This window comes from Mesorhizobium sp. WSM4832, assembly GCF_055811115.1.
Window position 1 is genome coordinate 26,501 of sequence record NZ_JBVVQH010000036.1, and the last position, 13,825, is coordinate 40,325.

General features: G+C 64.7%; 11 protein-coding genes and 2 pseudogenes. 6 read left to right on the forward strand and 7 right to left on the reverse strand.

The features are described 5' to 3' along the window. Positions 1–20: 20 nt before the first annotated feature. The gene (locus AC0L2L_RS32435; RefSeq protein ID WP_473583881.1) at positions 21–1,109 is read right to left on the reverse strand and encodes a quinone-dependent dihydroorotate dehydrogenase; all 1,089 of its coding nucleotides are present in this window, start codon (positions 1,107–1,109) and stop codon (positions 21–23) included. Next, entirely contained in the window at positions 1,106–1,453 is a 348-nt protein-coding gene (locus AC0L2L_RS32440; protein WP_473583882.1) for a DUF952 domain-containing protein, read from the reverse strand. The genes AC0L2L_RS32435 and AC0L2L_RS32440 overlap by 4 nt, the downstream gene beginning before the upstream one ends. 111 nt (positions 1,454–1,564) lie before the next feature. Between AC0L2L_RS32440 and AC0L2L_RS32445 the strand changes: the two genes are divergently transcribed. Both AC0L2L_RS32445 and AC0L2L_RS32450 read left to right on the forward strand, forming a co-directional pair. Then, positions 1,565–1,999 carry a hypothetical protein gene (locus AC0L2L_RS32445; RefSeq protein ID WP_473583883.1) on the forward strand — a complete coding sequence of 145 codons (435 nt, stop codon included), beginning with the start codon at positions 1,565–1,567 and terminating at the stop codon, positions 1,997–1,999. Between the two features lie 137 nt (positions 2,000–2,136). Beyond that, positions 2,137–2,796 (forward strand): response regulator transcription factor, encoded by a 660-nt coding sequence (locus tag AC0L2L_RS32450; protein WP_473583884.1) that lies wholly within the window; start codon positions 2,137–2,139, stop codon positions 2,794–2,796. 9 nt (positions 2,797–2,805) lie between these two features. Here the strand turns inward: AC0L2L_RS32450 and AC0L2L_RS32455 are convergent, their stop codons facing one another. Further along, positions 2,806–4,317 (reverse strand): MFS transporter, encoded by a 1,512-nt coding sequence (locus AC0L2L_RS32455; protein ID WP_473583885.1) that lies wholly within the window; start codon positions 4,315–4,317, stop codon positions 2,806–2,808. Positions 4,318–4,456: 139 nt separating this feature from the next. Between AC0L2L_RS32455 and AC0L2L_RS32460 the strand changes: the two are divergent. After that, positions 4,457–5,364 (forward strand): annotated as a pseudogene (locus AC0L2L_RS32460) (LysR family transcriptional regulator). A 45-nt stretch (positions 5,365–5,409) separates the two neighbouring features. On the opposite strand, the gene AC0L2L_RS32465 reads toward AC0L2L_RS32460, so the two are convergent. Together AC0L2L_RS32465 and AC0L2L_RS32470 are read right to left on the reverse strand one after the other, a co-directional pair. Continuing rightward, complete coding sequence (locus tag AC0L2L_RS32465; protein ID WP_473583886.1) at positions 5,410–6,669, reverse strand: MDR family MFS transporter; 1,260 nt, start codon at positions 6,667–6,669, stop codon at positions 5,410–5,412. A 103-nt stretch (positions 6,670–6,772) separates the two neighbouring features. Further along, complete coding sequence (locus tag AC0L2L_RS32470) at positions 6,773–7,429, reverse strand: O-methyltransferase (RefSeq protein WP_473583887.1); 657 nt, start codon at positions 7,427–7,429, stop codon at positions 6,773–6,775. 85 nt (positions 7,430–7,514) lie between these two features. Between AC0L2L_RS32470 and AC0L2L_RS32475 the strand changes: the two genes are divergently transcribed. After that, positions 7,515–8,150 (forward strand): TetR/AcrR family transcriptional regulator, encoded by a 636-nt coding sequence (locus tag AC0L2L_RS32475; RefSeq protein ID WP_473583888.1) that lies wholly within the window; start codon positions 7,515–7,517, stop codon positions 8,148–8,150. 13 nt (positions 8,151–8,163) lie between these two features. Here AC0L2L_RS32475 and AC0L2L_RS32480 read toward each other — a convergent pair whose 3' ends face one another. After that, complete coding sequence (locus AC0L2L_RS32480) at positions 8,164–11,649, reverse strand: PAS domain-containing hybrid sensor histidine kinase/response regulator (RefSeq protein ID WP_473583889.1); 3,486 nt, start codon at positions 11,647–11,649, stop codon at positions 8,164–8,166. A gap of 304 nt (positions 11,650–11,953) precedes the next feature. Here AC0L2L_RS32480 and mscL point away from each other — a divergent pair, with 304 nt between their 5' ends. Together mscL and AC0L2L_RS32490 are read left to right on the forward strand one after the other, a co-directional pair. Beyond that, positions 11,954–12,376 (forward strand): large conductance mechanosensitive channel protein MscL, encoded by a 423-nt coding sequence (gene mscL, locus AC0L2L_RS32485; RefSeq protein ID WP_027168396.1) that lies wholly within the window; start codon positions 11,954–11,956, stop codon positions 12,374–12,376. Positions 12,377–12,482: 106 nt separating this feature from the next. Continuing rightward, entirely contained in the window at positions 12,483–13,649 is a 1,167-nt protein-coding gene (locus AC0L2L_RS32490; protein WP_473583890.1) for a pyridoxal phosphate-dependent aminotransferase, read from the forward strand. Between the two features lie 11 nt (positions 13,650–13,660). Here the strand turns inward: AC0L2L_RS32490 and AC0L2L_RS32495 are convergent. Beyond that, positions 13,661–13,825 (reverse strand): annotated as a pseudogene (locus AC0L2L_RS32495) (5-aminolevulinate synthase); the annotation flags it as partial.

A 13,825-nucleotide genomic window follows, 5' to 3' on the forward strand; every position in this document is an offset into this window, starting at 1 on the left:
CTGATTCCGTGGGTACTCGGTCAGAGTCGTTCGGACCAGCTTGCGCAGCCGCTATCGCGCAGCTCTCCGATGGATTTGAGGCGCTCCTTCTCCACAAACCGCGCCATGCCGGCAATGATGCGCCCGGGCAGCGCCGGCCCGGCATAGATCATGCCGGTGTAGAGCTGGACGAGGTCAGCCCCGGCGCGGATCTTCTCCAGCGCTGTGTCAACGGAGTCAACGCCGCCGACGCCGATGATTGCCGTCTGCGGGCCAAGCAGTTTGCGCATCCGGGCCAGAACCGCGGTCGAACGCTCGAACAATGGTTTTCCCGAGAGACCGCCGGTTTCATTCGCCACGCCGCGGCTCCGCAATCCCGTCCGCCCCAGCGTCGTGTTGGAGACGATGACGCCGTCGATCTTCTTCTCGCTCACCTCGGCGGCGATATCCTCCAGCTCCGCTTCGACGAGATCCGGCGCGATCTTGAGGAATATGGGCCGTTGCGCAGTGGCTGCGGCACGCGCGGCCATCACCCGAGACAGCAGTTCGCCGAGCTGCTCGCGCGCCTGCATGTTGCGCAGCCCCGGCGTGTTGGGCGAGGAGATGTTGACCGTCAGGTAACTCGCGTAAGGCGCGAAGCGGGTGACGCCGCGCTCATAGTCGGCGATGCGGTCGGCGCTGTCCTTGTTGGCGCCGATGTTGACGCCGACGATGCCCTGCCGCCCCTTGCGTGCGGCAAGGCGTTTTTCGGCGGCGGCATGACCATCGTTGTTGAAACCCAGCCGGTTGATCACCGCTTCGTCCGCCGTCAGCCGGAAGATGCGCGGCTTCGGATTGCCCGATTGCGGCAGCGGCGTGATGGTGCCGACCTCGGCGAAGCCGAAGCCAAGCCCAAGCAGCGCGTCCGGCACTTCGGCGTTCTTGTCGTAGCCGGCGGCCATGCCGAGCGGGTTCGGGAAATCGAGGCCGCAAAGGCTGACCTTCAGCCGCGCGTCATGCGTCGGCAGCCGCGTGGCGCGCGGCGCGCCAAGCGCCAGGCCGCAGCGTAGCGCGGCGATCGACATGCCATGCGCGGTTTCCGGATCGAAGGAGAAAAGCAGTTTCTGGCCGATCCGGTCGAGCACGCTCATTCGCCCTCCAGTGCCGGGAATTCGTGGCCGTCGGCGCCGAGTGGCAGCGGCTTCACCCAGAGAACGGCGTCGAGAGCGAGCGGCGCATAGAGATGCGGGAACAAGGCGCCGCCGCGCGATACCTCGTATTTCAGCGCGTCGCCGAGCTTATTGCTGTCGACCGCGACCAGCAGCAGGTCAGTCTGCCCGGCGAAATGCTTGGCAGCCGTCTCGCGCGCCTGTGCAGCGGTCGAGAAATGGATGAAACCGTCGGCCATGTCGATCGGCGCGCCGGTGAAGCATCCGTTCTTCTCGGCTTCGCGCCAAAGCGCCTCGGGCGCGATCTTGTAGATAATCTGAGACATTGCCGCGCTATAGTCCGAACCGAAGGCGCGGGGAAGGCTTGAAGCTCGACTCTTCCCCATTTCCGGCGCAAACCTATGGTAGCTCGCCTTCACCGGCTCATGGAGGACAACATGCGTCTTCAGCACATCCTGATCCCGGCGGCACTGTGCTCGCTGGTTGCCGCTTCCGCCTATTCCGAGGAGACCGACCACTATCGCTTGGAGAAGTCCGCCACCGGCTACGTCCGCATGGACACAAGGACCGGCGCCATGTCGATCTGCGAAGAACGCTCCGGCCAGCTCGTCTGCAAGATGGCGGCGGACGAGCGTGCCGCCTACCAGGACGAGATCGACCGGCTGGACAATTCGGTCAAGGCGCTCGACGCGCGTGTCGCCAAGCTTGAGAACTCGCTCTCAGCCCGGCTCGAATCGCAATTGCCGAGCGAAGAGGATTTCAACAGGACGATGGGCTACATGGAACGCTTCTTCCGCACCTTCAAGGACATCGTCAAGGACATGGACAAGGAAGACGGCGACGGCGGCGACAAGTTGAACCAGAAGACCTGAGCATCGGGGCGGCTGAGCCGCCCTGGGGAAAACCCCGCGCGCGGCCTTTGCCGCTTGAAAACGCGCCGCGCCGCCGCATAATCATTCCGGTCCCCGCAAGAAGCAGAAAATGATGATGGGATCGGGGGGAGGAATATTTGCCGTCGGGCCACACTTTCGTCATTGCCGACGACCATCCGCTTTTCCGCGGCGCGCTGAAGGAAGCGCTGGCCGGCGTCGGCGACGTTGCCGCCATCCACGAGGCCGGCGATTTCGAAAGCGCCAAGGCGCTGGTGCTTGCCAACGAGGACATCGACATGGTGCTGCTCGACCTGTCGATGCCGGGCGCCAGTGGCCTCTCCGGGCTGATCTCGCTGCGCGGTATCCATCCGGCGGTGCCGCTGGTGGTGGTGTCGGCGCATGACGATCCCATCACCATCCGCCGCGCCCTCGATCTCGGCGCTTCCGGCTTCATCTCCAAATCGGCGAGCATGGAGGAGATACGCGGCGCCGTGCGGGCGGTGCTTGCCGGCGATATTGCGGCGCCTTCAGGCATCGAGCTCGGTGTCGAGCGCGATCCTGAGATTTCCGACCTGATCAAGCGTCTGCAGGCACTGACGCCGCAGCAGACCCGGGTGCTCGGCATGCTGGCCGAAGGCCTGCTCAACAAGCAGATCGCCTATGAGCTTGGCGTCTCCGAGGCGACCATCAAGGCGCATGTCTCGGCTGTCCTGCAAAAGCTCGGCGTCGACAGCCGCACCCAGGCCGTCATCCAGCTGTCCAAGATCGGCGGCGATCCGCTGCAGCCGGTGGGCTGATCGGTCCGCTCAATCGGAGCTCTGAGCCGCCGCCTGCCGCACCGGTGGTGCCTTGAAGATCGCAAAGCCGACCGCCGCCATGATCCAGACGCCGATGCCGCCATAGAGCATCACCCAGCCGAAGCCGTTTGCCAGCGCGTCGTGTGTGACGTTGTCCGGCAGCCCGGGCACCGGATTGCCGGCCGAGATCGCTTCGGCGAACCGGTAGAGCCTTGTACCATCGAGATCGGGCAATGCGGCCCTGAGATGCGAGAGCACGCCGCTCGCCAGGATAAAACCCATCACCGCGATGTTCACGGCAAGCGAGATCATGCGCGCGCTCATGTCTATGCCGGACGCCATGCCGGCGCGGTCCCGCGACACCGAGCCGGTGGTGGTGTTGGTCACGGGCGTGTTGGTGATGCCGAGGCCGGCGCCGGCGATCAGACAGCCGGGCAGCATGGTCAGCCAGCCGACATGGGCCGCGGCGCTGCCCCACCTCATCAGCAGGAAGCCGATGCCGATGGTCGCAAGCCCCGCCGGGATGATGATGCCGGGCCGGTAGCGCAGGGACGCCCGCTCGGCCAAAGGCGGCATGACCAGCGTCGGCAGCGTGTAGGCAAGCAAGGCAAGGCCGGTGAAGAAGCTGTCCAGGCCGAGCCCGGCATGGAACCAGATCGGCAGATAGATCATGAACGGCCAGTAGCTGAGGTTCATCGCCGCCGAGCCGACGATCGCGCCGGAAAACGGGGGGATGCGGAACACCGAAAAGTCGAACATCGGCCGCTTGCTGATCCTTTCGGCAATGAGGAACGCGACGAAGCTCGCGACCGACAGGCCGAGGATCGCCAGGGCGGCCGGGCTGGCGAAGCCAAGCTCCGGTCCCTGCGTGATGTAGAAGACGAGGCAGAAGACGCAAGGCGACAGCGTCAGGATGCCGGCGAGGTCCAGCTTGCTCGCATGCGGATCCTTCGATTCATGGACGCCGATGAGCGCAAGCACGAAGGCGATAATGGCAACCGCCACATGGATGAGGAACACCCACTGCCAGCTCGACGCGGCGACGATGCCGCCGCCGATGATCGGACCGAAGCCGAGGCCGATGCCGAAGATAACGCCCCACCAGCCCCAGGCGACGGCGCGCTCGCGCCCTTCCTGGAATTCATGCGACAGCACGGCCAACTGGCAGATCAGCATGGCGCCGCCGCTCAGACCCTGGAGAAACCGCGCCACGATCAGCATCGAGACGTTCCCCGCGAGGCCGCAGATCAGCGAGGCGAGGCCGAAGGCGGCGATAGAGACCAGGAAGACGCGCTTGCGCCCATAACGATCGGCAATGGTGCCGACCGCCATCAGCACGGTGGTGACGGCGATCGTATAGGTGTTCATCACCCATTGCAGTTGCTTGAAGTCCGCGTCGAGCACCTGTTCCAGCGTCGGCAGGATGGTCGGGACGCTCGATATCTCCAGCCCGAACATCAGGCAGGCAAGACATGCGGCAAACAGGACGACGATGCCTCGGCGAGTGAGGACAGTGGTCATGATCAAGCCTTTCGAATCTCTTGCGCGGGGCGAAACCGATGGCGTCGCCGCTGCGCGCTCTGCTCAAGTTAGAGGAGGCTTGATCATTTTAGAATTGCAAGGTTGGATATTTTAGTGACAACAAAACAAGATAGCTGACATGACGCTGGACGTAGATGCGGTGAAAGCCTTCGTCGCGGTTGCGGAGTTGCGTAGTTTCACGCGCGCCGCCGAGGCGCTTGGCGCACGCAGGGCGCGATCAGCGTCAAGTTGAAGCGGCTGGAGGAGAGGATCGGCGAAAAACTGATCGAGCGGACGCCGCGGCTGGTGCGGCTTTCGGCGCGCGGCGCGGTGTTCCTGGAGCCGGCGCGCGAGCTGCTTGCCGCGCATGACCGGGCGGTCGGTAGTCTCACGGCTGTTCGCCGCCGTTTTCGGCTCGGCATCGCCACCCATGTCGGCGGCGCCGAAGTGCCGACCTTGCTGGCGCGGCTCAGTGCGCATGACCCGGCGCTCACCATCGAAATGCGGCTCGACGATTCGCGCGATCTGCTCGACGCCTTCGATCGCGGCGATCTCGATGCCGCAATCATCCGCCGTGAGGACGACCGCCGCGACGGCGAGGTGCTGGCGCCGGACCATTATGGCTGGTACGCCGCGCCCGACTTCGTCTACCGCGCCGACGAGCCGCTGCGGCTGGCCGCCTCCTCGCCGTCCTGCGGCATCCGCAACATTGCCACCGGTGCGCTCGATGCCGTCGGCATACCATGGGCGGAAGTGTTCCTCGGCTGCGGCTCCTTTGCCGTTGCCGAGGCCGTTTCGGCCGGTCTTGCCGCGTCGGTCTTTTCCTGCCGGCTGGCGCCGCCCGGCACCATTGAGGTCAGCCGCAAATTCGGCCTGCCGCCATTGCCGCCGTCGCAGATCGTGCTGCTTTCCACACTCTCCGATCCCCAATCGCGCGAGGCGCTGCGCACGCTTGCCATGGCGTTTCGCGAGCATCGTCCGCCGCCGGCTGCCAACGTCGCGCGGCCTCGCTTCCGCAATTCGCGGATGGCCGGCAATCCTATCTGAGGCTGCCGGCCCATGCGGCACCAGTTATGACGCTGAAGCGGCAGCTCAGCGATAGTTTTCGACCATGGAGCCTACCGGCGAAGCAGCATCTTCCTCGGATGGACTTGAGATGGTCCGAGCTCGCCCGATAGCCGCGCCAAGGCCGAGCGAAGCGATCGCCACCAGCGGAATGCCGGCGATCCAGGGCAAGCGCGGCGCCAGCGCGTAGAGCGCGGTGCCGATCGACGGTCCGAGCGAATCCTTGAGGTCAACCGCCACCGACGAAGCCGCCATGTAAGAGGCGCGCCGCGAAGCAGGCGCAAGCGCATTGACGGCGGTCGGCACCAGCGGTCCGACCAGCATCTGCGCCACCGCGCAGAGGCTGACGGCGGCGATCAACGAGATCATCGCCGGCGAGGTCGCCAGCAGCGCGAAGGCGGCGATGGTCGATATCCCGGCGCCAACCGTCAGCCAGAGCGCTGATCGCACTTCGGCAAACCGGCTGACCAGCATCTGCAGCCCGACCGTCAAGGCGGCCGCATAGGCAAACAGCGCGCCGACGCCGGATGGGGTAAGCGTGCCGGCATCCTGCGCATAGAGCGGGATCACGGCCTCGATCCAGTTGCCGGAGATTTCGAACAGCACGACCCAGGCGAGCAGCTTTGCCAGGCGGCCGTCGCGGAAGGCCGGCAGCAGCGCCGACAGGCCTTCCTCTTCTTCCACCTCGTCGGGGTGTCCTGCGGCATGCCCACCCGTCTCGGCAAATGCAACGAGCATGACGACACCGCCAAGCACCAGCATGCCGCCGGCGGCGAGAAACACGCCGCTGAGCGAAACGAGGGCCAGCAGCGCGCCGCAGGCCGGTCCGAGGACCTGGCCGGCGCTCGAGCTTACCCGCGCCATGCCGAACCAGCGCGGATGCGCCGACGGCTCGGTCACATCGGCGATTGCGGTGAGGATGGTCGGGTGAAGCACCGACTCGCATATGCCGGTCAAAAGCAGCACGGCCGCAGTGGCGACGACGCCATGGACGAAGAACAGCGCGATGAAGCCGCAGCCGACGCCGAGCGAGGACAGGATCAGCACCGGCCGACGGCCGATCCGGTCGGCGATGCCGCCGATCAGCGGCGCGGCGATCAATTCGCCACCGGCATAGCAGGCAAACAACAGGCCGATCGCGCCGATCGGGATGTTCGCCTCGCCGCTCGCCCAGAGCGGAAAGAAAGGCACCAGCGCGCCGTCGGCGAAACCGGCGCAGAAGAACAGGAAGAGGCCGAGCAGGGCCGGCCGCGGCAGCCCGCGCCAGGACGATGGGAAAATGGTCATGATGTCACCTACGCGTCAAAGGCCTTGAGGCCCGGATTGCGCGTTGGTTGACGTAAACGCCTACGGCCGCCCGAAGAGCAGCATGATCATACTGTTTGGGGTGCTAGCCGAGCCGCATCGACAGCTCCACGTCGTCGCCGAACGGCGTCGACATGTAGCCGCCCGCCGGCGAACGCACCCGTTCCAGATGGTCCGGCGAGAAATCGGCGTTGTCGGCGACGACCAGCGCGCCGGGCCTGAGCCGGCTCTCGACCAGGCTCAATATCTCCGGATAGAGCGCCTTGGCGCCGTCGAGCAGCAGGAGGTCTATTCGCTCAGGCAGGTCCGTGCTGAGCGTTTCCAGCGCGTCGCCCTCGCGGATCTCCACCAGATCGATGAGTCCGCCTTCCGTTAGATTGGATTTGGCCCGCACCACTTTCGACGGCTCGAATTCCGTGGTGATCAGCCGGCCGCCGCCATTGTCGCGCAGCGCCGCGGCGAGATAGAGCGTCGAGATGCCGAACGAGGTGCCGAATTCGACGATGATGCGCGCGCCGGTGCTGCGCGCCAGCATGTAGAGCAGCGTGCCGGTCTCCGGCGAAACCGCAAGCCATAGGTCCTTCAGGCTGCCGTAGAACTGGCGGTATTCGGTCTTGCTGTTGATGAGGCGCGCCCGTTCCACACGCGAGTACTGGGCGATCGCCGGGCTGGCGGCTGCATCGGCTTCCTTGAACAAACGGGCGAGCAAAGGGGCGAGCGGTGTTCCGGTCAAGGTGCTCATGGGGTGTCTCCAGGTGTGTCCTTGCGTTGCTTCGAAAAATACGAATAATCCTTCAGGTTTCCAATTCGCATTTCCGCGCACGATCATGATCCAACGCCCAAGCCCTTCAATTTCCACCCGAAAACAGCCAAAGCAGGCGCGCGCCACGGAGCTCGTCGCGGCGATTCTGCAGGCGGCTGCTCAGGTTTTGGCTGTTGAAGGCGCCCAGCGTTTCACCACCACGCGCGTGGCGGAAAAAGCGGGCGTCAGCGTCGGCTCGCTCTACCAGTATTTCCCGAACAAGGCTGCGCTTCTGTTCCGCCTGCAGAGCGACGAATGGCGCCAGACGACCGAGCTCTTGTGCGGCATTCTCGAAAACGACGAATTGTCGCCGCTCGAGCGGATAAGAACCTTGGTCCATGCCTTCATCCGCTCGGAATGCGAGGAGGCTGCGGTGCGCGGCGCGCTGAACGACGCGGCACCGCTCTATCGCGACGCGCCCGAGGCGCAGGAGGCAAAGGCGATGGCGAACCGGACCGTCGAGGCCTTCATGCGTGAGACGCTGCCCGACGCTTCGGATGCCGTCCGCGCCTTGGCCAGCGAGTTGATCATAAAGACGCTGAGCACCGTGGGAGCGGATTTCTCGGAAATAGAGCGAACGGCCGGCGAGATCGAGGCCTATTCCGACGCGCTCGCCGACATGTTCTGCGCCTATCTCAAAAGCCTCGGCCATCGCGGCTGAGACCGGGTTTTAGCTACTCCGCGGCCGGCGCCAGCGGCTTGACGCGCGCCATCATCGAGCGCAGCACAGCCGGCTTCAGCGGCTTGTTGACGACCGGGATATCGAGCAGGCCGGCGGCCGCGCGCACCTCGCTGGAGCGGTCGGCGGTGACCAGCACGCAGGCCAGGTCCTGTCCATAGGCGGCGCGCAGCGTGGCGATCGCATCGAGCCCGGTGCTGCCGTCGAGATGAAAGTCGGCCAGCACAAGGTCCGGCTTTGGCGCGTCGGACTTCAGGAGATCGCCTGATCCCGAAGCCGTCTCGACACGGCAGCCCCAGCCTTCGAGCAGTAGCCGCATGCCATCGAGGATGCGCGTGTCATTGTCGATGCAGAGCACATTGAGCCCGGCAAGCGTTGACGCGGAGCGGCTCGGCGCCTTGCCGATTTCACGCGGCGCCGCCGCGACCATCGCGACCGGCAGGATGACGGAAAAGCGCGTGCCCTTGCCCGGGTTGGAGTAGATGCGGATTTCGAGCCTCAGCACCCTGGCGATGCGGTCGACAATGGAGAGCCCCAGGCCAAGGCCCTCCGCCTCGCGCGCGCCTTCGTCGAGGCGCGTGAACTCGTGGAAGACGGTGTTGAGCTTGTCGCCGGCGATGCCGATGCCGGTATCGATCACCTGGATTTCCGCCAACTCGCCGCGCCGCCTGACGCCCACCAGGATGCGGCCCTCGCGGGTGTATTTGATGGCGTTGGAGACGAGGTTCTGGATCAGCCGGCGCAACAGGTTGCGGTCGCTCATGACGCCGAGCGAGGACGGCATGATCTTGAGTTCGAGCTTCTTTTCGGCCGCAAGCGGGCGAAAATCATTGCCGATCTGGCCGAGCAGCCCGCCGAGGTTGAAGGCAGCGTCCTCGGGCTTCATGGCGCCGGCGTCGAGCCGCGAGATATCGAGCACCGCGCCGAGGATGGTCTCGACCGATTCCAGCGAGGATTCGATGTTGACGGCCGCCTTGCCGGCCGGCCCCTTGCCGGCCTTCTCGATCAGCGACGAGCAATAGAGCCGGGCGGCGTTCAGCGGCTGCAGGATATCGTGGCCGGCGGCGGCAAGGAAGCGCGTCTTGCCGAGGTTGGCTTCCTCGGCCAGCATCTGCGCCTGCGCCAGCTCCTCATTGACGCGGGTGAGCTCGATGGTGCGGGTCTTGACCCGCTGCTCAAGCGATTCATTGGCCCGTTTCAGCGCCAGGTCCTGTTCGACGCGGCCGGAAATATCGGCATAGGTGGCGACGATGCCGCCGTCGGGCATCGGATTGGAGCGCAGCTCCAGGATGCGGCCGCTGGTCTTCAATTCCATTTGCCATGGGCCGGTGAAACTGGTCAGACGGTTGAGCATCGTCACGCGCTGGTCGGCGGGGACATCGCCGCGCTCGGCGAGATGGCGCAGGATCCGGTCGAGCGAAACGCCGACCTGGCCCATCTCGTCCGGCAGGTCGAACAGCAGCCGGTATTGCCGGTTCCAGCAGATCAGGCGGAAGTCACGGTCGAAGACGGTGATGCCCTGCTCCATCTGGTCGAGCGCGATCTGCAGGAGATCGCGATTGTGCTGCAGCGCCTCGGTGGCGTCATCGAGCAGCTTGAAGGCGTCTTTGGAATCGCGGTCGTTGCGGCGGAAGAGCAGTGACAGGATCAGCCGCGCAGAGGACGAACCGACGGCGCTCGCCAGCAATTGCTCCGAGAAGCGGATGACATCCATGCTCGCCTGCTCCTTGCCGTGCAGCGAGACGTTGGCGTTCTTCTCGAAGGACTGGAAGGAGCGCTCCGTGCGCTCGACGCCGAGATAGCGCGAGATCGTATCCTTCAGGTCGTTGACGGTGACGGCGGTGCGGAAGCGCCGCAGGCTTGGCATCGGGCTCGCCTCGCGCGGCACGAAGATCGCCGCCTGGATGCGCTCCAGCGGCACTGACGCGCGGGAGAGGGAGCCGAGGACGAAAAACAGCGCGTTGACCGAGAGGCTCCATAGCACGCCGTGGTTGAGCGGTTCGCCGACGGTGCCGAACAGCGCCTGCGGCCTCAGCGCCTCGAAGCCGAACAGGCCGTGGACGACGACGTCGGAGTCGGGACCGGCGAGCGAAGGGAGCAAAAGCGTGTAGCCCCAGACGGCGATGCCGGCGACCATGCCGAGCGCGGCGCCCCGGCCATTGGCGCGGCGCCAGATCAGGCCGCCGATCAGCGCCGGCGCGAATTGCGCGATCGCGGCAAACGACATCAGCCCGATCGAGGACAGCCGCGCGCTGTTGGTGCTCTCGCGGTAGTAGAGGAACGCGATGAACAGCATGATGAAGATCGAGGCGCGGCGCACATTGAGGATCAGCGTCGACCAGTCCTCGTTCTCCGAAGTACTGGTCTTGAGCACGCGGCGCACGAACAGCGGGATGATGAGATCGTTGGAGATCATGATCGACAGCGCGACGCTTTCGACGATCACCATCGCGGTCGCCGCCGACAGGCCGCCGACGAAGGCGGCCATCGCCAGCAGATCATGGCCGCTGAGCAGCGGCAGCGACAACACATAGAGGTCGCTGCTGGTCTTGGCGCCGACCAGCGACAGGCCGGCAAAGGCGATCGGCAGCACGAAGAGGTTGATCGCCACGAGGTAGAGCGGAAACACCCAGGTCGCGGTGCGCAGCTCCGCCTCGCTGCGGTTCTCGACGATGGTGACGTAGAACTGCCGCGGCAGCATCAGGATGGCAAAGCCGCTCAAACCGGTCAGCACCAGCCAGGTGGCCAAAGAGGTGTTGTAGCTCATCGCCTGGCGCACCTGGCCGTTTGCGGCGAGCTTGGCGAACATGTCGCCGGGGCCGCCGAAGATCAGGAACGTCACCATCAGGCCGATGGCGAGAAAGGCGGCGAGCTTGACCACGGTCTCGACCGCCACCGCCAGAACCAGCCCGTCCTGATGTTCCGTGGCGTCGGCATGACGGGTGCCGAACAGCACCGCGAACAGCGCCAAAAGCATCGCCACCACCAGCGAGATGTCGCTGACGAACGGATCGAAAGAGGGTGGCGAGCCGGTATAGTGCTCGATCATCAGGCTGACGGAGCCGGAGATCGCCTTGAGCTGCAGCGCGATGTAGGGCACCGCGCCGATGGTGGCGATCAGCGTCGCGATCGCCGCAACGGTGAAGCTCTTGCCGTAACGGGCGCCGAGGAAGTCGGCGATCGAGGTGATCTTCTCGCTTTTGGCCAGCCTGATCATGCGGTTGAGCAGCGGGAAGCCGAACACGAAGACCAGCACCGGGCCGGTGTAGATGCCGAGGAACTCGAGGCCGCGCTCGGAGGACAGGCCGACCGAGCCGAAGAAAGTCCAGGAGGTGCAGTAGATGGCGAGGCTGAGCGCATAGATGAAAGGTCGCGCCCGGCCCAGCCCGATCGTGGCCGAACGCCGGTCGCCGACGCTGGCGATGACGAAAAGCAGCGTCACATAGGCGATCGCGATGATGACGACGAACCAGCCTTGCACGGTTCCGCACTTCCTCCCTGGAGCATGATGCCGAAAAGTGGGAAGCGGTTTTCGGGCGACGTCATGCTCTATTTCTTGATTTAAAGCCGGTCTCCCATCCGGCCTAAGCTAAACGCAATCACAGCTTGGGGCCCAAGTCCATCGCGGCTTTTGGCGCATATGTCGTTGACGACGCTGCGTAAAGGCAAACCGGTGCTTTCGCCTTTTTTCTGGTTTTGCAACCGGGGGTTTTTGCTATTGTGGGCCAGGGTCGGCGCCGAAGGGACAGTGACAAGGCGGCAGCGCGGCCGTCAAGGAGGGTCGAATGCTGAAAGAATTCCAGGAATTCATTTCCAAGGGCAATGTGATGGACTTGGCCGTTGGCGTCATCATCGGCGCGGCCTTCGGCAAGATCGTCGATTCATTGGTCAACGACATCATCATGCCGATCGTCGGCGCGATTTTCGGCGGGCTGGACTTCAACAATTACTTCTTCGGGCTGTCCTCGAACGTCCATTCGGCCGCGCTGGCCGATGCCAAGAAAGAGGGCGCCGTCTTCGCCTATGGCAGCTTCATCACAGTCGTGCTGAACTTCCTGATCCTTGCCTTCATCATCTTCCTTATGGTCAAGGCGGTGAATAACCTGCGCAAGCGGCTGGAGGCCGAAAAGCCGGCGCCTGCCGCCGCGCCACCGCCGGCCGATGTCGCGCTGCTGACCGAGATCCGTGATCTTCTCGCCAAAAAATAAGTTTTCTGGCGAGTGTTCTGGACCAAAACCCCGGTCGTTCTCGGCCGGGGTTTTCTGTTTTCGCATCTGGTAAAGAGCTGCAAACCGAGAGGAAACGGATTTGTCCATGAGCCTGATCGACAGCTTTCGCGCCGAAGCCCGCGCCGCACCGGAAAGCGGCATTGTCGCCGTCGTCAACTACGGGCGCCTGCGCGAGGGTCTAATCCCGCTCTGGGCCGGGGAGGGTGATCTGCCGACGCCGGCCTTCATCACCGATGCCGCGTCCAAGGCGCTGGCCGGCGGCGAGACATTCTACACCTGGCAGAGGGGCATTCCCGACCTCAGGCAGGCACTGGCACGCTACTACGCCAGGCATTTCGGCAAGACCTTCGCCGAGGAAGAATTCATCGTCACGGGATCCGGCATGCATGCCATCCAACTGGCGCTCGACGCGCTCGCAGGAGCCGGCGACGAAGTGATCTATCTGTCTCCCGCCTGGCCGAACTTCGACGCGGCCGCCGCGATTGCGGGAGCCGTTCCGGTGGCGGTTACACTTGACCATTCCGGCAATGGTTGGTCCTGCGACGTCGAGAAGATCGCGGCGGCGATCACGCCGCGCACCAAGGCGCTGTTTATCAATACGCCGTCCAACCCGACTGGCTGGACCGCCGATCACGAGACCTTACGTGCGATCCTCGACCTCGCGCGCGCCGAAAACCTTTGGATCATCGCCGACGAGATCTATTCGCTGTTCCACTATGGCCATGGCCGCGCGCCATCCTTCCTCGACATCGCGACGGCGGAAGACCGCATCCTGTTCGTCAACTCTTTTTCCAAGAATTGGGCGATGACCGGCTGGCGCGTCGGCTGGATCAAGACGCATCCGAGCTTGCAGCAGGTATTCGAGAACCTGATCCAGTATTCGAATTCGGGTGTCGCCCAGTTCATGCAGCGCGGCGCGGTGGCCGCGCTTGACGAGGGCGATGCCTTCGTTGCCGAACAGGTGGAGCGGGCACGGAAGGCGCGCGACTTGGTCTGCGGCATTCTCGGCGCCACCGGCCGCGCGCGGTTCACCGTGCCGCAGGGCGCCTTCTATCTGTTCTTCACCGTCGACGGCATCACCGATTCGCGCACCGCCGCCTTCGATATCGTCGACAAGGCCAATGTCGGCCTGGCGCCCGGCACCGCCTTCGGCCCCGGCGGCGAAGCCTTCCTCAGACTATGCTTCCACCGCCGCCTCGATCAACTCGAGGAAGCGGCGCATCGCCTGGCGAAATGGATGAAGACGCTGTGAGAAAGGCGGCTTCAGCCGCCTGACTTCGGCACCAGCAGTGGAATAATCCGGTCGCTTTTGGCCACCGCAGGGCGGCCGGAGGCAGCATAGGGAATGCCCAGCGCGTCCCAGGTCTCGACCAGCGCATCCTGCAATTCGGCGATCAGCGCATCCGAATGGAACGGCGTCGGCGTGAT

Coding starts and splice junctions, on each gene's coding strand:
- AC0L2L_RS32470 (WP_473583887.1), bottom strand. CDS start 7,429: ATGAGCACCTTGACCGGAACACCGCTCGCCCCTTTGCTCGCCCGTTTG.
- AC0L2L_RS32445 (WP_473583883.1), top strand. CDS start 1,565: ATGCGTCTTCAGCACATCCTGATCCCGGCGGCACTGTGCTCGCTGGTT.
- AC0L2L_RS32435 (WP_473583881.1), bottom strand. CDS start 1,109: ATGAGCGTGCTCGACCGGATCGGCCAGAAACTGCTTTTCTCCTTCGAT.
- AC0L2L_RS32440 (WP_473583882.1), bottom strand. CDS start 1,453: ATGTCTCAGATTATCTACAAGATCGCGCCCGAGGCGCTTTGGCGCGAA.
- AC0L2L_RS32490 (WP_473583890.1), top strand. CDS start 12,483: ATGAGCCTGATCGACAGCTTTCGCGCCGAAGCCCGCGCCGCACCGGAA.
- AC0L2L_RS32475 (WP_473583888.1), top strand. CDS start 7,515: ATGATCCAACGCCCAAGCCCTTCAATTTCCACCCGAAAACAGCCAAAG.
- AC0L2L_RS32465 (WP_473583886.1), bottom strand. CDS start 6,669: ATGACCATTTTCCCATCGTCCTGGCGCGGGCTGCCGCGGCCGGCCCTG.
- mscL (WP_027168396.1), top strand. CDS start 11,954: ATGCTGAAAGAATTCCAGGAATTCATTTCCAAGGGCAATGTGATGGAC.
- AC0L2L_RS32455 (WP_473583885.1), bottom strand. CDS start 4,317: ATGACCACTGTCCTCACTCGCCGAGGCATCGTCGTCCTGTTTGCCGCA.